Below are 17,765 nucleotides of genomic sequence, written 5' to 3' on the forward strand. Positions count from 1 at the left end.
CTATCTATGAAAAAATTTTCTTTTTTATATTTTATACTTTCAGCTTTTTTATTCACTTCTTGTGTTTCCAAAAAGAAAGTGATTTACTTTCAGGAAATTGACACCGCCTCAACCGAGAATAAATCAAACTATGAACCCGTTATCAAAACGGATGATGTTTTATATATTAATGTAACCACTTTAGACCCAAAAGCTTCACAACCCTTCAATATTGGTAATTCAGAAGCAGGAACAACGACTAATGCTATGCAAATGGAGCGTTCTACTTATTTAGTAGACAATGCCGGAACTATTCAATTTCCTGTTCTTGGCACCTTAAAAGTAAGTGGGTTAAATAAAAATCAAGTTAAAGAAATATTGTATACCAAAATTTCTGAATATGCTAAAGATCCTGTAATCAATTTAAGAATTGTAAACTATAAAGTTTCAGTCTTGGGAGAAGTTGCTAATCCAGGGAGTTATACTATTTCAAGTGACCGAATTACTATTCCGGAAGCTTTAGCTTTAGCCGGTGATATGACTTTGTTTGGCAGACGGGAAAATGTGCTCTTGATTCGAGAAACAGAAGGTGTAAAAACAACAGTGCGAATTAATATGACTGACCCTAACCTGCTTAATTCTCCCTATTACTATCTTACTCAAAACGATGTTTTGTACGTAGAGCCCAATAAACGAAAAATTGATTCCACTGCTATTGGACCTAATATCTTAGCAGCAATTTCTGTGCTTGGGTTTGCTTTGACTACCATAATACTATTAACAGATTAAAACATGCAAAATTCTTTTATTAATTCAACCGAAGAAGTAGATTCTAAAATTAATTTAACTGAACAGTTATTTAAATATTTACGGAATTGGAAATGGTTTGTGTTAAGTGTTTTAATCGCTGTATCGATTGCTTATATTTACTTGCGGTATCAGATGCCTCAGTATGGTTTAACCACGACAATATTAATTAAAGATGACAAAAAAGGTACAGCAACTGAATTAGATGCTTTTAATGATTTGGGTATTTTAGGAGTCAAAAAGAGTAATTTAGAGAATGAAATTGAGATGTTTCGTTCTCGTATATTATCCCAAAATACCGTTAAAGAATTAAAATTTAATGTTTCTTATTATGCTGAAGGAAGGATTTTAACCCCTGAGCTTTATACTGAATCACCCATTGAGCTAGTTTTTGAAAATGATAAATCTATCGAAAATAAGTGGGGATTGTTTTATTTTAAATTTCTGAAAGATAACTCTTTTGAACTTCAGTATAATGAACAATCAACAGATAAGGTACACACTTTTGGTGAAGTTATACCTACTTCTTTAGGTAATATTGTAATTAATCGCAATAAAAAAGCTACTATCAACACCAATACTATAATCATTAAAATTACCCCTTTGATGACTGCTGCTATTGCTTATAAAAATATTTTAACGGTAGCTCCTGTAGGTGAAAAGACCAGTATTATTCAGCTTTCTGTAGTAGATCCATTGCCTTCAAAAGGAATGGATTACCTCAATACGTTGGTCATGAAATTTAATGAAGATGCTTTAAATGATAAGAATTTAGTAGCTAAAAACACACAAGATTTTATTGATGAACGCTTAAGTATTATTACTGGTGAATTAGATACCGTTGAACGCAGTGCAGAGCGATTTAAAAAAGATAATCGATTAACCGACTTAGTAACCGATGCAGGATTAAACCTTACCACCTCTTCCGAATATGAAAAGGCATTAGCCAATAACGGGAAAGAATTAATGGTCGTAGAATTTATGTTGAATTCCATTAAGAATTCCGATATTGATCAGACTATTCCAGAGAATATTATTCCCACGGAAAATGCTTCCACTTCGCTGATTAATCAATATAATGTTATGGTGTTAGAGCGAAACCGCCTTTTGAAAAGCACTTCGGCCAATCACCCAAATGTGCTTAATTATAATCAGCAAATCACGGCACTAAAAGGTACCATACAACAGAGTCTCAGAAATGTACAAAGTTCATTGACTATTGCCAAAAAACAGTTGCTTCAACAAGAATCGAAATTTAACAGTAAAGTTTCTCAAGTTCCTACGCTTGACAGAAAATACAGAAACATTGAACGACAACAAAATATTAAGGAAGCCTTATACTTATATTTGAGACAAAAGCAAGAAGAAACAGCCATTACCATGGCCGTTACTTCTCCTAAGGCTAAAGTGATTGATTCTGCTTACTCTATTGGTGTCGTTTCGCCAAATACCAGAAATATTTACCTGATTGCTTTGTTACTTGGTTTGCTAATTCCATTTTCTGTTATTTATTTAATACAGTTGTTGGACACTAAAATACATTCCCGTCATGATTTAGAAAAGTATTTGAAATTACCTTTCTTAGGCGATATTCCTTTATCGGAAACCAGTGATGAGATTATGACTTCAGAAAGTAGGTCTAGTACCGCTGAATCTTTCAGGATTTTGTTGACCAACTTGGATTTTATGCTAGCTACCACTGACAAAGAACAGGCCAAAACAATATTTATCACTTCTACTATTCCAAAAGAAGGGAAGACTTTTGTGGCTGTTAATATTGCCAGTACACTATCTTTATATGGTAAGAAAGTACTTTTGATAGGAATGGACTTGAGACACCCTAAAATCATGGAGTATATCAAAATTAAATCGAAAGTTGGTTTAAGTAATTATCTTTCTAATGATAAATTAAAAATTGAAGATATCGTTTATCGTCAAGAAGGACATAAGGATTTTTGGGTCATGCCATCCGGAGTTATTCCTCCAAATCCTGCTGAATTATTGAATAGTACTAAAATTAGTGACCTTTTCGATGAATTGAAAAAGCAATACGATTATATTGTTGTGGATACAGCTCCCGTTAGTTTGGTGACAGACACACTATTGGTTAGTAAATTTGCTGATGTTTTTGTTTATGTTGTTCGAGCTAATTTCCTGAAAAAACATTCCTTGATTATTCCAAAATCATTACACAAAGAGAATAAATTGCCAAACATGGCCATGATTTTGAATGGTACAGATCCTTCTAAGACTTATGGTTATGGCTACGGCTACGGCTACGGCTATGGCTACGGCTATGGGTATGGCTATGGAGCAGATTCAGAGCTAGAACAATTGCCTTGGCACAAAAAAATATTACAAAAGAAATCGAAATAACTGATTGTTTTGAATGGCCTCTTTTAAAGGGATCATTTCTTTTATAACGATTTTTCCGGAAAAAGCATCAATGTGTTTTTGGTGGTGTACATCAGAGCCCACAAAGTCAATCATTCCTTTTTTTAATAGTTTATCTACTGTTTTGGCAACCCCTTCTCCGTAGTATCCGACAGACGAGAGTAAGTTCATTTGGAATAAACAACCTGCTTTTTTAAGTTTTTCATATTCACTCATATTGTTGTGGTAAAACAAATACCTCTCCGGATGAGCTAAAACGGGAATATTTCCTGCCAGTTGAGTTTCATAAATCAAATCTACTAATTGCATGGGGGGATTCAGGTAGGACATTTCTACCAAGACATAATTCTCTTTCAGGGTCAGTAGTTTTTCTTTTTGTAAAAGTTCTGAGAAGGAAGTGTCAAACATATATTCTGCTGCAGCTTTGAATGGTATTTCTTGGTTATTACTTGACAGTGATTCTAAGACTGCAATTTCTCCTTGTTGAATAATTTCGCGGTTGTTTTTCCAAACATTTTGGATAATGTGCGGCGTTGTAATGAATTGTTCAAAGCCTAACGATTTTAAGCTTTCCATCATTCCTAAAGTACTTTCCATGCTTTTTGACCCATCATCAACTCCGGGAATTAAATGGGAATGTATATCCACGAAATTATCAGGAATTATATCTTTGAGCTTTGTTTTTTTTTTGGAAAAGAAAATCAAACTAATTTGTATGAGAAATTATCAGGTATAAAAAAACCCCTTGAAAGGGGTTAACTATTATGCTTTTTGTCTTTTTTTATTAAAATAATAAAAGGCAAAACCTATTCCAACTAAAGCTAGCCATATTAATTTCCCATTAATTGGAGCGGCCGGTGTATCATTACCTTCTAATCCCCCAGTTCCATCATCATCACCCGGTTGAGCGAACAACATTACGTCAGATAATAAAACAAATGCGAGAATGTAAATTTTATATAAACTTTTCATATTTCAAATGGAATCAGCAGCAAAGATAGTAATCATTTTTAAAAATAAAAGTAAAAATTATACTTTTTAGAATAATTAATAGTAAAATAAATTTACAACGATTTATTTTTGAACCACTTGCTATTCAAATTCAGACGTAAATAAAAGTTTGACCCTAGGAAATTTGCTTTGTGTCATTTGAATTGTGAATTCAGAATCTGCTAAAAAAACCAATTGACCGTATTTGTCATGGGCTAAGAATTTTTGTTTAATCCGTTTGAATTCTGCAAATTCTTCATTTTTAGGGTCCTCCGGTTTTACCCAACAGGCTTTGTGAGCCGGAAAATTTTCATACGTACATTTAGCTCCGTATTCGTGTTCTAAGCGGTACTGTATTACCTCATATTGCAAAGCACCGACGGTTCCAATTATTTTTCTGTTGTTCATTTCCAAGGTAAAAAGCTGGGCAACCCCTTCATCCATTAATTGATCAACTCCTTTTTCTAATTGCTTCGCTTTCATAGGGTCGGCATTATTGATGTACCTGAAATGTTCCGGTGAAAAACTCGGAACTCCTTTGAAATTCATTACTTCTCCTTCCGTTAAGGTATCGCCAATTTTAAAGTTACCCGTGTCATGAAGTCCCACAATATCACCCGGATAGGAGATATCTACAATTTCTTTTTTTTCTGCAAAAAAAGCATTAGGGCTAGAAAATTTTAAACTTTTATTTAGACGTACGTGTAAATAGGGTTTGTTTCGCTCAAAAGTTCCTGAAACAATTTTGACAAAAGCTAAACGGTCTCTGTGTTTTGGATCCATGTTAGCATGAATTTTAAAAACAAAGCCAGACATTTTTGTTTCGCTTGGTTGTACGAGTCTCGTATCAGAATGTTTCGCTTTTGGTGAAGGGGCAATGTTAATAAAACAATCCAATAATTCCCTAACACCAAAATTATTTAAGGCAGAACCAAAGAACACCGGTTGTAAATGTCCTTCTAAATATTCTTTTCTGTCAAAAGTAGGATAGACTTCACTGATTAATTCTAATTCTTCTCTGAGTTTGTCAGCCGCTTTTTGACCAATAATTTTATCCAATTCCGGATTGTTTAAATCTGAAAAAGCAATGGTATCTTCAATATTTTTTCGGCTATCCCCACTAAACAAATTGATGTTTTTCTCCCAAAGGTTATAAATCCCCTGAAAATCATAACCCATTCCGATAGGGAAACTCAAAGGAGTAACTTTTAATTTCAACTTTTGTTCCACTTCATCCATTAGGTCAAAGGCATCTTTTCCTTCACGGTCTAATTTATTGATGAAAACAATCATTGGAATGTTTCGCATGCGACAAACCTCCACCAATTTTTCAGTTTGCTCTTCGACTCCTTTTGCCACATCCACCACTACAATCACGCTATCAACAGCCGTTAACGTTCTGAACGTATCTTCCGCAAAGTCTTTGTGACCCGGCGTATCTAAAATGTTTATTTTTTTGTCTTTATAATTGAAAGCCAAAACAGAAGTGGCCACAGAAATCCCTCTTTGTCGCTCAATTTCCATAAAGTCGGAAGTTGCCGCTTTTTTGATTTTGTTATTTTTTACGGCACCCGCTTCCTGGATTGCTCCTCCAAAAAGCAAAAGCTTTTCGGTTAAGGTTGTTTTACCGGCATCGGGATGCGAGATAATACCAAAAGTTCTTCTTCTATTGATTTCTTCTATAAAACTCATAACACTTTTTAAAGGTGTGCAAAAATAGTATTTCTTAGTCAAAAAAGTATAAACATTTTACGTTAATAAATTTTTGTTAATAGTAGGGGCTATACTTGTTTAATGTCTTTGAATTGTTAATTTTGTGAGTTGCAACAGCTATAATTTGTTGTCTATTATAAAAATCATTCTTTTAAATCATTTAAAAATGACTGTTAAACAATTTTGTTTGGGATTTGCCTTTTTTGTGACGGCATTACTTTCTGCCCAATCTTCTGAGCAAGTGCTTTTTACGATTAATGATAAACCTTATTATACTGATGAATTTATTAGGGTTTATAATAAAAACTTAGACTTGGTTAAAGATGAATCGCAGAAAGATTTGGATCATTATTTAGAATTATTTGTAGGGTACAAATTGAAAGTTACTAAAGCTAATGCTTTGGGCTTGCAAAATAATCCGCAATATCAAAATGAATTAAAATCCTATCGTACACAGCTTTCTAAAAATTATTTGACTGATTCAAAAGTTACGAAAGAATTAATTGATGAAGGCTATGCCCGTTCCTTGAAAGAAGTTCGAGCGGCTCATATTTTGTTAACCATAGACGAAAATGCTAAGCCGGAAGATACGTTAGCTGCCTATAAAAGTATTATAGAATTGCGAAACAGGGTTTTAAAAGGGGAAGATTTCGGTCAATTGGCCTTTCAATATTCTCAAGACCCTAGTGCTAAAGAAAACAGAGGTGATTTAGGTTATTTTTCTGCTTTCCGTATGGTTTATCCTTTTGAGACAGCTGCTTTTACTACTTCCAAGGGGGCTGTTTCGCAACCTGTTCGAACCCGTTTCGGTTACCATATCATAGAAGTAAAAGACATTCGGGATAATCGTGGCGACGTTACGGTTGCTCACATTATGTTGATGAATCCCACGGATGACAGTCCGACAGAACTGGAGAAAAATAAAACTACCATTTTTGAAATTTACAATAAAATTCAACAAGGAGAATCGTTTGAAGCATTGGCAAAGCAGTTTTCACAAGACAAATCTTCAGCGTCAAAAGGAGGTCTTTTAAATCGTTTTGGTTCCGGTCAATTGAGTTCAGAAGAGTTTGAAACCGTTGCTTTTTCTCTTCAAAATACGAGTGAAATTTCGAAGCCTTTTCAAACCCAATTTGGATGGCATATTATGAAATTGATTGAAAAACATCCTGTCAAAACCTATGAAGAGGCAAAGCCAGATATTGAAACTAAAATTGGTCGTGATGAGCGTTCCAGAAAAATCACTGAGTCACTGAATGAAAAATTGAGAGCTAAGTATCCGGTTAAACGTTCGGATGCGATGTTTACTAAAGTTAAAAAGACGGTGAATGACAGTTTTTATGACTCTACCTGGAAATTGCCTGAAAGCATGAAAGACTTTACAGGTTCTTTGTTTACTTTTGCTAATCAAAACGTGAGTGGGGAAGTGTTTTTAAATTATTTGTATTCCCAACAAAAAAATCCTGTCCAAGTGAGACCTGTTGCTAAATTGGTTGATTTTCATTATTCTAATTTTGTTGATGCTGAATTAAATACCTATTACAATGACAATTTAGAAAATGAATTTCCTGAATTTGCCGCTGTGATGGATGAATACCGTGACGGATTATTGTTGTTTGATTTAATGGAGAAAGAGATTTGGGAAAAATCTAAAACAGACACACTAGGACTACAAGCGTTTCACACAGAGAATGCTAATAAATACCTTTGGAAAAAAAGATATGATGTATTGATTATTTCCTCTACCAAAGCAGATATTGCTAAAAAAGCTCATAAATTACTTAAACAAGGAAAATCAGTTGAGGAAATTAAAAAGGAATTGAATACGAAAGATGTTGTTAATGTGATGACAACTGCCGGAATTTTTGAGGAAGATAATGCTATTTTACCTAAAACAGTTTCCTATCAAAAAGGATTACAACCGGTAGTTCATGAAGAAAATTATTTCTATGTTGTTCAAGTCAATACCGTTCAAGAAGCCGGACCAAAAACATTAGTAGAATGTAAAGGCAGGGTAATCAATGACTATCAACAATATTTGGAAGAAAATTGGTTTACTAATTTGAAGCAAGAATTCAACGTTACTGTTAATCAAAGTGTGTTTGAAAGTGTTAAAAAGCAAATTAAAAACTAATGTTGAAACCCCTTGGCATCGTGCTTGTGTTTTTTGTTTTTGTTTCGTGTTCTTATTTTAAACCCGAAGCAAAACCCGAAGCCATTGCCAGAGTTGGAGAAAGTTATTTGTATAAAAGCGACATAGCCGATTTATTGCCGGAAGGTACTACGAAAGAAGACAGTCTACTTATTGTACAAAATTTCATTAATCGTTGGGCTACTCAAAAGTTATTGATTAATGCCGCTGAATTAAATATTACGAAAGAAGAGCAAATAGCATTTGATAAACTGATTCAGCAGTACAAAGTTGATTTATATACGAAAGCCTATTTAGAAGCCATTGTTAAAAGAGAGGTAGATACGTCAGTATCCAATGCTGAAATTAAAGCTTATTATCAAGAGAATAAAGAGAATTTCAGAACAAATGGAGTCTTAATTAGGTTGCGGTATATTCATTTGTCTATAGAGCATCCGAAATTCGATTTGATTAAGAGTAAGTTTTTTGATACTAAAAAAAGTGATGCTAAATTTTGGGAAACCTATCAATTGCAATTTAAAGGCTCTGCCATGAATGACAGTGTTTGGGTAGAAATGAATCAGGTTTATCAAAAATTGCCATTTATAACTCCGGATAACAGTGAAAATTATATTGCTCCGGGAAAAACGATTCAATATCCCGATTCAACGGATGTTTATTTGGTGAAGATTAGTAATGTAATTGATAAAAATGAGGTGAGTCCCTATGAATATGTGAAATCTACTCTAAAAGAGTTAATCATAAACAGAAGAAAATTAGAATTAATTAAAAAATTTGAGAAAGAAATTACCGATGATGCCATTAAAAATAAAAACTATGAAATTTTTAAATAACAAGTTTCTCCTACTGTTTACATTTGCTTTTTTTACTGTTATTGCAACAGCACAAGAAGTAATTCAGGAGGAGGCTGCTGTTAAAAAAGATACAGTTAAAAAAGTAAGCCAACGCAAAAAAGTGGATGGTGTTATTGCCACCATAGGGGATTTTATTATTTTAGATTCAGATATAGACATGGAATATATTGAGCTTACCAGCCAAGGTATTTCTGTTAATGACATCACCAGATGCCAATTATTAGGGAAGTTGATGGAAGACCGTTTATATGCACATCAAGCGTTACAAGACAGTACCATTGTGGTGAATGATGGTGAAATACAAAACATGATGGACGAACGGCTTACCTATATGTTAGAGCAAATCGGGTCGATGGATAAAATGCTAAAATTCTATAACAAGAAAAATGAGGAAGAATTTCGTTCCTTCTTTTTTGATGTTTTAAAGCAAGGAAAGTTATCGTCTGAAATGCGTAATAAAGTGGTAGCAGATGTAGAGATTACGCCAGAAGAAGTGAGAACTTTTTTTAAGAAAATCCCAACGGAAGAATTACCTGTTTTTGGAGCGGAATTAGAGTTATCTCAAATTGTGATTGAACCCAAAGTAAGTGATGTAGAAAGACAAAAAGTAATTGATAAGTTAATAGAAATCAGGAAAGACGTTTTAGAAAACGGTTCCAGTTTCAGAACACGAGCGGTATTGTATTCACAAGATCCAGGTTCCCGTTCCTCCGGTGGTTTTTATAAAATGAATCGAAAAACACCCTTCGTCAAAGAATTTAAAGACGTTGCCTTTAGTTTAAATGAAGGAGAAATATCGATGCCTTTTCAAACTGATTTTGGGTACCATATTATTTTAGTAGAAAAAATAAAAGGACAAGAAGTTGAATTGCGTCATATCCTTTTAACACCAAAAATAACGGATGACGACTTACGAGAGGCGAAAGAAAAAGTAACCTTAATCAGAAGTCGGATTGTTTCAGGCGAATTAACTTTTGCTGAGGCAGCCCGTAATTTATCCGATGAAAAAGAAACCAAAGCGAATGGGGGTATTTTGCTGAATCCGAAAACATTGGATACCCGTTTTGAGTTAACTAAAATGGATCCAAGCTTATATAGTCAAGTTTCCAGTTTAAAGCCAAATGAAGTTTCGCAACCTGTTTTAGATGAAGATCAAAAAGGGATGAAGAAATATAAATTATTGATGGTAACTAATCGAATTGATTCCCACGTGGCCGATTATGCTACGGATTATGTTAAGATTAAAGAGTTAGCTTTAAAGGAAAAACAATTTGAAGCTATCGGAAAATGGTCTAACGAAAAAATATTAGAAACCTACATCCGAATTAATGCGGAATACCGCGATTGCGATTTTACTAATAATTGGCTAAAAAAATAAAGCTTTTTAGCCTATTACCATAACCCATTATCCATAACCATTATGTCAGATGTAACCGCTATACAAACCCTAGTCCAAAAAAGATTAGCGTTAAAAAAAGAAATTTCAAAAATTATTGTTGGACAAGATTTAGTAGTTGATCAAGTACTCTTGAGTATTTTTTCCGGCGGACACGCTCTTTTGGTTGGTGTGCCCGGTTTGGCGAAAACATTAATGGTTAATACTATTGCACAAGCATTAGGGTTGGATTTTAAACGTATTCAATTTACCCCCGATTTGATGCCTTCTGATATTTTAGGGAGTGAAATTTTAGACGAAAACAGAACGTTTAGGTTTATCAAAGGACCCATTTTTTCCAATATTATTTTAGCGGATGAGATAAACCGTACGCCACCAAAAACGCAAGCTGCATTGTTAGAAGCGATGCAAGAGCGTGCCGTAACCATTGCCGGTCAAAATTACAAATTGAGTTTGCCTTATTTTGTTTTGGCAACTCAAAACCCGATTGAGCAGGAAGGCACCTATCCTTTACCGGAAGCACAATTAGACCGTTTTATGTTTTCCATAAAATTAGACTATCCTTCTTTTGCTGAGGAAGTTCAAGTTGTAAAAAGCACCACTTCTGATGATAAGCCGGTTATAAACTCTTTATTCACGGCTCAGGAAATTATCGATTTCCAACATTTGATTCGTCGTATTCCGGTAGCTGATAATGTTATCGAATATGCTGTTATGTTGGTTACTAAAACCCGTCCGGACAGTAATTTAGCAACAGATTTTATTAAAAACTACATCGATTGGGGGGCAGGTCCCAGAGCTTCTCAAAACTTGATATTAGCTGCTAAAGCCAATGCTGCTTTTAACGGTAAATTTTCACCCGATATTGAAGATGTGAAAGCGGTTGCTGAAGGGATTTTACGTCATCGTGTTGTAAAAAACTACAAAGCAGACGCAGAAGGACTGAGTGTGGAAGCGATTATTGCGAAGCTGGTTTAGAGGGCTGAGTTACTGAATTACTGAGTTTTTGAGAATTTCGTCCATTTCTGAATCATAAAAAAAGAGGAACATACTCCCCATCATATCTTGGTTTTCTGAAGAGGTGTTATTAACGTCTAGTATTATTTCATATTCCTGATTTGCATATAGCCATTTTCCTTCTGTAGAGGAAAAATTTTCAATGTTGGTCAATCCAATACTGTTTTTATGGTTCGTAATTTTGCTCACAAAAACCAGTTTTTTACTAGTTTTGTTGTAGAGCATGATTCTTGTGGCAAAAGGATGCACGTGTATTGCCGCGGCATGTAAACGCAGACTGTCTTTGATTTCTAATTGGTGGTTGATATCACTTCGGTAAGTGTTTTTTCCTTTTGGGATTACCCAATGACCGGACACTTTATTTCCTTTTCCATCTTCATAACTATGGTTTTTGGTTTCCACCGGAATGCAAAAATCAGTTCCCGGGTCTGTTGGACTTTTATATGGGTCATATTGATCATACGGAAGCATGATAAAAGCTGTTTTGCTCATTAAAGGGAATAGCGAAGGCTTGTCTTGATAATTTATAGTTACTTTATGTTTTACTTTTTTATAGACCTCTTTCAGGTTGTGGTTTAAGGTTTGTGTGGTCACAAACAGCAAATCATTTCCTTTCATAGGGATACCAAAACCCTTCGGGAATTCGAATGATTCCATTCCATGTGAAAGGGAAGTCAGTCTAGGGTATTGTTTGCCAATGCGGTTTTCTAATCCAAAATGGGAGTAATATTTTGCATCATTAATATCCACATTCATGTGGCAAATAAAATCATTTGTTATCCTTTTTTCTGTATCTACATCTTGAGCAACCACTTTAAAACCGGTAATCCACAACAAAGTAGAATCTTGTGACAGCATTACTGTATTGGTTGCTTTTGGCCCCTCCATTGATTTGTAAATGTTGTCTACAATAAATGTGGGCGACAGCATTTTGTATTCTTTATTAGCTTTTTCGATTTTCCAATCACTGTCAACTAATCCCGTTTTGTGTAAAAAAGTAGTTTTCACAATCGCTTTGTGCCGATTAGATAATTGAGTATACCAAATGACGCCACCTGCCAAGGAGAGCACTATTAAAAGTAATGTGATTTTTAGTATCTTTGGTTTAGCCAATTGCCAAATTTTAATTCAAAAATACATAATTTAATGTCTCTTTTGCACCTTCATTCTGAAAAACGAATATTCGGATTAGATTTGATGCGAGCGGTTGCTATTTTAATGGTGTTGAGTTCTCATTTATTGTGGATTTATCCGCCAGATAATGGCATTATTTCGCAAGTTTTTCAGTTGTTTGGTTATTTAGGCGTTGAAATTTTTTTTGTACTCAGCGGATTTTTGATTGGCCGAATTGTTTACCGACTTTATTTACAGGATGATTTTACTATTTCAAGCGTTTTATATTTTTTAAAACGGCGTTGGTTTCGAACGTTGCCCAATTATTATCTAGTTTTATTAATTAATGTTCTAATCAGTTTTATTGTTGGTTATTCGATTCAGGAGGGTTGGAAATATTTTTTCTTTTTGCAAAATTTTGCTTCACCCATGCTTCCTTTTTTTACGGAATCCTGGAGTCTTTCCTTAGAAGAGTTTGCCTATTTGCTTTTTCCAATTGCCTTGTTTTTAAAAACGCTACTAGTCAAACCGATTAACAAATCTCGTTTTTTTTTATATGTAGTTATAGGGTTTATTTTCTTTTTTTTCTTCACTAAAGTCTGGTATGCTTTCATCACACCACTTTCAGATATCAATCAATGGAACCTTGGTTTAAAAGCGGTGGTTATTTATCGGTTGGATGCCATTTTTTTAGGGGTTCTATTTAGTTGGATTAGTTTAAATTTTACTGCTCTTTGGATAAAAGGCAAGTATGTTATGGCAGTTCTGGGTTTGTTTTTATTTGGATTTTTATTTGCCGGAGTTGGCTATTTTCAACTTACGTTTGCTTCATTCCCTCTTTTTTGGGCTATTTTTTATTTGCCTTTAACCTCTTTAACGTTTGCTTTGTTCCTTCCTTTTTTAGCGGAATGGAAAACGATTCAATTAGCTTTTATCCGAAAACCAATTGTTTTTATCAGCGTCATTTCCTATTCTGTTTATTTATTGCATTATGGAGTCGTTTTGCAACTTATGAAACATTACTTTAATACGGAGGGTTTATCTCTCCATCAATTGCATTTTTTTACTTTTATTTATTTAATTATAACTTTTTTCTTAAGTACGCTATTGTATAAATTCTACGAAAAGCCGATGACTGATTTAAGGGACAAGTAATTTGTACTCTAAAATTGTCAATTTTACATTTTTATGCCCTTATTTTAGCTTTTATTGAAAATAAGGCTAAAAAAGTAACTTTTCTGTAAAAAATCAATTCCAAAAGATATATTTTGCTATTAATTTTCCAATGTTCTATCGTTTTCGTAAATTCGCATCACAAACAAAATAAATCTTTTTTACCATGGCTTTTGATATTAAAATGATTGAAAAAGTGTATGCAACCGTTACTGCTCGTGTAGATAAAGCTCGTGAGTTAGTTGGTCGTCCACTTACGTTATCTGAAAAGATATTATATTCTCACCTTTGGGACGGAAATCCCACCACCGCTTTTACCCGTGGAAAAGATTATGTAGATTTCGCTCCGGATAGAGTTGCTTGTCAAGATGCAACGGCTCAAATGGCGTTATTGCAATTTATGCATGCAGGAAAAAAGACTGTAGCTGTACCCACCACGGTACATTGTGACCACTTAATTCTTGCTAAAAATGGTGCTAAATCAGATTTAGCTTTAGCTAATTCACAATCAAAAGAAGTTTTTGATTTTCTTTCTTCCGTTTCGAATAAATACGGAATCGGTTTTTGGAAACCGGGCTCCGGTATTATTCATCAGATTGTTTTAGAAAATTATGCTTTTCCGGGAGGAATGATGATAGGAACGGATTCACATACGGTTAATGCAGGAGGATTAGGAATGTTAGCCATTGGTGTTGGTGGTGCTGATGCCGTTGATGTAATGTCTGGTATGTCTTGGGAATTAAAATTTCCCAAATTAATAGGCGTAAAATTAACCGGTAAATTATCAGGTTGGACCGCACCTAAAGATGTTATTTTAAAAGTGGCCGATATTTTAACCGTAAAAGGAGGGACAGGAGCCATTGTTGAATATTTTGGTGAAGGAGCCACTTCCATGTCTTGTACAGGAAAAGGAACCATTTGTAATATGGGTGCTGAAATTGGTGCTACTACTTCTACTTTTGGTTATGATGATTCCATGAGAAGATATTTAGCAGCTACGGGTCGTCAAGATGTTGTAAATGCAGCAGATAAAGTAGCTTCTTATTTAACGGCAGATGATGAAGTATATGCTAATCCGGAACGTTATTTTGACCAATTAATAGAAATCAACCTTTCAGAATTGGAGCCTTATATTAATGGACCATTTACTCCTGACAGAGGAACTCCTGTTTCTAAAATGAAAGAGGAAGCTGCTGCTAATGGATGGCCTTTAAAAGTAGAATGGGGATTAATCGGTTCTTGTACCAATTCCTCTTATGAAGATATGGCGAGAGCTGCTTCTATCGTTCAACAAGCCGTGGATAATGGCATTACGCCTAAAGCTGAATTCGGTATAAATCCGGGTTCTGAGCAAATTCGTTATACGATTGAACGTGACGGAATCATCGCAACGTTCGAAAAAATGGGAACAAAAGTATTTACCAATGCCTGTGGACCTTGTATTGGTCAATGGGACAGAGAAGGAGCAGATAAAGGAGAAAAAAACACGATTGTGCATTCGTTTAATAGAAACTTTTCTAAGCGTGCCGATGGAAACCCAAATACACATGCTTTTGTCACTTCACCAGAAATGGTTGCTGCTTTAGCTATTTCAGGCAGATTAGATTTTAATCCGCTTACGGATGCTTTAATCAACGATAAAGGAGAAGAAGTAATGTTGAAAACTCCTTTTGGAGATGAATTGCCTAAAAGAGGATTTGACGTAGAGGATGCCGGTTTTCAAGCCCCTGCAGAAGATGGAAGTAGTGTTCAAGTAGCTGTTTCACCAACTTCCGACCGTTTGCAATTGCTTGCTCCTTTTGAGGCATGGGATGGAAATAACATCACCGGAGCAAAATTGTTAATCAAAGCTTTTGGAAAATGTACGACAGACCATATTTCTATGGCCGGACCTTGGTTGCGTTTCCGTGGTCATTTGGATAATATATCTAATAATATGTTGATTGGAGCTGTTAATGCGTTCAATCAGGAAGCTAACAAAGTTAAAAATCAATTAACCGGAATTTATGATGCTGTACCAGCTGTTCAACGGGCTTACAAAGCAGCCGGAGTTTCTTCGATTGTTGTAGGTGATCACAATTACGGTGAAGGATCTTCACGTGAACATGCTGCTATGGAACCCCGTTTCTTAGGTGTGAAAGCGGTATTGGTAAAATCATTTGCCCGTATTCATGAAACAAATTTGAAAAAACAGGGTATGTTAGCTTTAACTTTTGCCAACGAAGCGGATTATGATAAAATTCAGGAAAATGATACCATTAACTTTTTAGACTTAACGGAATTTGCTTCGGGCAAACCATTAACACTGGAATTTGTTCATGCGGATGGAACGAAGGATATCATTTTAGCCAATCATACCTATAACGAAAGTCAAATAGGTTGGTTTGTAGCAGGTTCTGCATTGAATTTAATTGCCGCCGGAAAAGCTTAATTCAACGTTACTTAACATAGAAAACTCCTGATTTATCGGGAGTTTTTTTATTGATAAGGGTTGGTTGACCTACTTAATTTATTTTCAGTAACAAATTACACTATTTAAGATTGTAAAATTGTATATTTTTTAATCATTAAGGTATTAGATTCATTACCTTTTTATTAATGGTTATAGTTAATTTTATCCGCAGATTCGCAGTTTGTTTAGTTTAGTACAGAAAATCATGGCTATGCAAAATAATTGAGTTGATACTCACTTTTGATTATGTTTGAAAGGTGAAATCACCTATTTTTTAAAAAATAAATTTTGTATTACTTAAGCTCAACGGGTTTAAAACAGTAAAAAAAATGGTCATGTTTTCAATTCGTTTTCTTGATAAATTAAGCAAAATCAGCAGCTGTTAGCTGAGCTATTGATTTGTTATTTTGAGCCGATTAGTTAGGTTAATCGGCTCATTTTTTTTGTATATTTGAGCCGAATAGTAAAAATAAACGGCTCATGGATTATTTTTGGCAACAGACTGATTTTCCTAATTTTCAATTTAAAGTAGATGATTTTATAAGTCAAATACAAGAATTTGCCACAGAATTTGGCGAAGTTAACGGATTGTTTGTAAATGTATCCGAAGAAGATAAAAGCGAACTATTGCTACAAGTTGTTTTGTCGGAAGCTATAAAAACATCTGAAATTGAGGGCGAATACTTTAGTCGAGCAGATGTCATGTCCTCTTTGCAAAAACAATTAGGTATTTTAGATGCACCTATTGTTTCAAAAGATAAAAGAGCACAAGCCATTTCAACATTGATGTTGCAAGTTCGGAAAGATTATCAACAGTCTTTCTCATTAGCTATGTTAAAGGAATGGCATCGCACGTTAATGAAGTTTGACAAAACGGTGAAAGAGGGTGAATGGCGAAGCAGCACAGAGCCGATGCAAATTATTTCCGGTAGAACAAGGAAGATTGAAGTGTATTTTGATGCACCACCATCTACTGAATTAGTAAACCTTTTAACTCGTTTTGAAAAATGGTATCGCCATTTTCCTTACCATGAGATTGGTCAAATTGGGAGAGCTATGTTACGTTCCGCTTTAGTTCATTTGTATTTTGAAACATTACATCCCTTTGAAGATGGAAATGGACTAATAGGGAGAGCTTTAGCTGAAAAAGCATTGGCAGAAACACTTGAAAAGCCAATTTTAGTTAGTCTTTCCAAGAAAATTGAAGAAAACAAACAAGCCTATTACGAGACACTAAAACAAGCACAACGAAAACAAGATGTTAGTGATTGGCTACGATATTTTTTTACAATTTTAATTGGAGCACAAAAAGAAGTAAAAGAAACAGTGCTGTATGTTGTTGAAAAAGCCCTATTCTTTAAACGTTATAACCATCAATTGAATGAACGTCAAACAAAAGTCTTGCAAAAAATGACTGAAAAAGGGAAGTCAGGTTTTGAAGGAGGAATGACAGCCAAGAAATACATTTCAATCACCAAAACTTCAAAAGCAACAGCAACCCGAGATTTACAATTTTTATTTGAAATTGGAGCTTTGATAAGAGCAGGTGATGGTAGAAATGTAAAGTATCATTTGAATTGGACCTTGTTTTCTTGATTAATATAAATTTGCTAAATCTATTTCGGTTTGCAGAGCCAGTTTATAGCCAGTTCATGCAGCCGAAAAAGCTTAATTCAACGTTTCTTAACATAGAAAACTCCCTATTATTCGGGAGTTTTTTGTTTT

Annotated in this window: 13 protein-coding genes; 9 read left to right on the forward strand and 4 right to left on the reverse strand. The window is 34.5% G+C overall.

What is annotated here, in order from left to right; all coding sequences use genetic code 11:
* Window positions 1-6 precede the first annotated feature (6 nt).
* Both ACIQ2Z_RS01950 and ACIQ2Z_RS01955 read left to right on the forward strand, forming a co-directional pair.
* Window positions 7-768: a polysaccharide biosynthesis/export family protein gene (locus ACIQ2Z_RS01950; RefSeq protein WP_396182485.1), complete on the forward strand. Its 762-nt coding sequence runs from the start codon at window positions 7-9 to the stop codon at window positions 766-768.
* Window positions 769-771: 3 nt separating this feature from the next.
* Window positions 772-3,162 (forward strand): GumC family protein, encoded by a 2,391-nt coding sequence (locus tag ACIQ2Z_RS01955; protein WP_396182486.1) that lies wholly within the window; start codon window positions 772-774, stop codon window positions 3,160-3,162.
* On the opposite strand, the gene ACIQ2Z_RS01960 is transcribed toward ACIQ2Z_RS01955, so the two are convergent.
* The 3 genes from ACIQ2Z_RS01960 to ACIQ2Z_RS01970 form a co-directional block, all read right to left on the reverse strand.
* Entirely contained in the window at window positions 3,142-3,828 is a 687-nt protein-coding gene (locus tag ACIQ2Z_RS01960; protein ID WP_396182487.1) for a tyrosine-protein phosphatase, read from the reverse strand. The genes ACIQ2Z_RS01955 and ACIQ2Z_RS01960 overlap by 21 nt on opposite strands.
* Before the next feature lie 114 nt (window positions 3,829-3,942).
* Entirely contained in the window at window positions 3,943-4,152 is a 210-nt protein-coding gene (locus ACIQ2Z_RS01965; RefSeq protein WP_396182488.1) for a hypothetical protein, read from the reverse strand.
* Between the two features lie 120 nt (window positions 4,153-4,272).
* Complete coding sequence (locus ACIQ2Z_RS01970) at window positions 4,273-5,862, reverse strand: peptide chain release factor 3 (protein ID WP_396182489.1); 1,590 nt, start codon at window positions 5,860-5,862, stop codon at window positions 4,273-4,275.
* Window positions 5,863-6,049: 187 nt separating this feature from the next.
* Between ACIQ2Z_RS01970 and ACIQ2Z_RS01975 the strand changes: the two genes are divergently transcribed.
* Genes ACIQ2Z_RS01975 through ACIQ2Z_RS01990 form a run of 4 tightly spaced genes read left to right on the forward strand, consistent with a single transcriptional unit; the run spans window position 6,050 to window position 11,263 of the window.
* On the forward strand, window positions 6,050-8,017 hold the full coding sequence (locus ACIQ2Z_RS01975) for a peptidylprolyl isomerase (RefSeq protein ID WP_396182490.1): 1,968 nt from the start codon (window positions 6,050-6,052) through the stop codon (window positions 8,015-8,017).
* A complete protein-coding gene (locus ACIQ2Z_RS01980) occupies window positions 8,017-8,868 on the forward strand; it encodes a hypothetical protein (RefSeq protein WP_396182491.1) in 852 nt (283 codons plus the stop codon). Before ACIQ2Z_RS01975 ends, ACIQ2Z_RS01980 begins: the two co-directional genes overlap by 1 nt.
* Window positions 8,831-10,267, forward strand: coding sequence for a peptidylprolyl isomerase (locus ACIQ2Z_RS01985; RefSeq protein ID WP_396182580.1), 1,437 nt, complete (start codon window positions 8,831-8,833; stop codon window positions 10,265-10,267). Before ACIQ2Z_RS01980 ends, ACIQ2Z_RS01985 begins: the two co-directional genes overlap by 38 nt.
* Window positions 10,268-10,309: 42 nt before the next feature.
* Window positions 10,310-11,263, forward strand: coding sequence for an AAA family ATPase (locus ACIQ2Z_RS01990; protein WP_396182492.1), 954 nt, complete (start codon window positions 10,310-10,312; stop codon window positions 11,261-11,263).
* A 9-nt stretch (window positions 11,264-11,272) separates the two neighbouring features.
* On the opposite strand, the gene ACIQ2Z_RS01995 is transcribed toward ACIQ2Z_RS01990, so the two are convergent.
* Window positions 11,273-12,415, reverse strand: coding sequence for a hypothetical protein (locus tag ACIQ2Z_RS01995; RefSeq protein WP_396182493.1), 1,143 nt, complete (start codon window positions 12,413-12,415; stop codon window positions 11,273-11,275).
* A gap of 33 nt (window positions 12,416-12,448) precedes the next feature.
* Between ACIQ2Z_RS01995 and ACIQ2Z_RS02000 the strand changes: the two genes are divergently transcribed.
* The 3 genes from ACIQ2Z_RS02000 (at window position 12,449) to ACIQ2Z_RS02010 (ending at window position 17,636) form a co-directional block, all read left to right on the forward strand.
* A complete protein-coding gene (locus tag ACIQ2Z_RS02000) occupies window positions 12,449-13,570 on the forward strand; it encodes an acyltransferase family protein (RefSeq protein WP_396182494.1) in 1,122 nt (373 codons plus the stop codon).
* Window positions 13,571-13,754: 184 nt separating this feature from the next.
* Window positions 13,755-16,019, forward strand: a complete 2,265-nt coding sequence (locus ACIQ2Z_RS02005; RefSeq protein ID WP_396182495.1) for an aconitate hydratase — start codon at window positions 13,755-13,757, stop codon at window positions 16,017-16,019.
* 501 nt (window positions 16,020-16,520) lie between these two features.
* Entirely contained in the window at window positions 16,521-17,636 is a 1,116-nt protein-coding gene (locus ACIQ2Z_RS02010; RefSeq protein ID WP_396182496.1) for a Fic family protein, read from the forward strand.
* The last annotated feature ends 129 nt before the right edge of the window (window positions 17,637-17,765 follow it).

It is taken from the genome of Flavobacterium sp., from assembly GCF_044361015.1.
Classification (GTDB): Bacteria; Bacteroidota; Bacteroidia; order Flavobacteriales; family Flavobacteriaceae; genus Flavobacterium.

Bases quoted from the DNA above. Each gene is read 5' to 3' on its own strand.
- ACIQ2Z_RS02010 (WP_396182496.1), top strand. From the start codon at position 16,521: ATGGATTATTTTTGGCAACAGACTGATTTTCCTAATTTTCAATTTAAA.
- ACIQ2Z_RS01985 (WP_396182580.1), top strand. From the start codon at position 8,831: ATGCCATTAAAAATAAAAACTATGAAATTTTTAAATAACAAGTTTCTC.
- ACIQ2Z_RS01955 (WP_396182486.1), top strand. From the start codon at position 772: ATGCAAAATTCTTTTATTAATTCAACCGAAGAAGTAGATTCTAAAATT.
- ACIQ2Z_RS01965 (WP_396182488.1), bottom strand. From the start codon at position 4,152: ATGAAAAGTTTATATAAAATTTACATTCTCGCATTTGTTTTATTATCT.
- ACIQ2Z_RS02000 (WP_396182494.1), top strand. From the start codon at position 12,449: ATGTCTCTTTTGCACCTTCATTCTGAAAAACGAATATTCGGATTAGAT.
- ACIQ2Z_RS01950 (WP_396182485.1), top strand. From the start codon at position 7: ATGAAAAAATTTTCTTTTTTATATTTTATACTTTCAGCTTTTTTATTC.
- ACIQ2Z_RS02005 (WP_396182495.1), top strand. From the start codon at position 13,755: ATGGCTTTTGATATTAAAATGATTGAAAAAGTGTATGCAACCGTTACT.
- ACIQ2Z_RS01980 (WP_396182491.1), top strand. From the start codon at position 8,017: ATGTTGAAACCCCTTGGCATCGTGCTTGTGTTTTTTGTTTTTGTTTCG.
- ACIQ2Z_RS01975 (WP_396182490.1), top strand. From the start codon at position 6,050: ATGACTGTTAAACAATTTTGTTTGGGATTTGCCTTTTTTGTGACGGCA.
- ACIQ2Z_RS01970 (WP_396182489.1), bottom strand. From the start codon at position 5,862: ATGAGTTTTATAGAAGAAATCAATAGAAGAAGAACTTTTGGTATTATC.
- ACIQ2Z_RS01990 (WP_396182492.1), top strand. From the start codon at position 10,310: ATGTCAGATGTAACCGCTATACAAACCCTAGTCCAAAAAAGATTAGCG.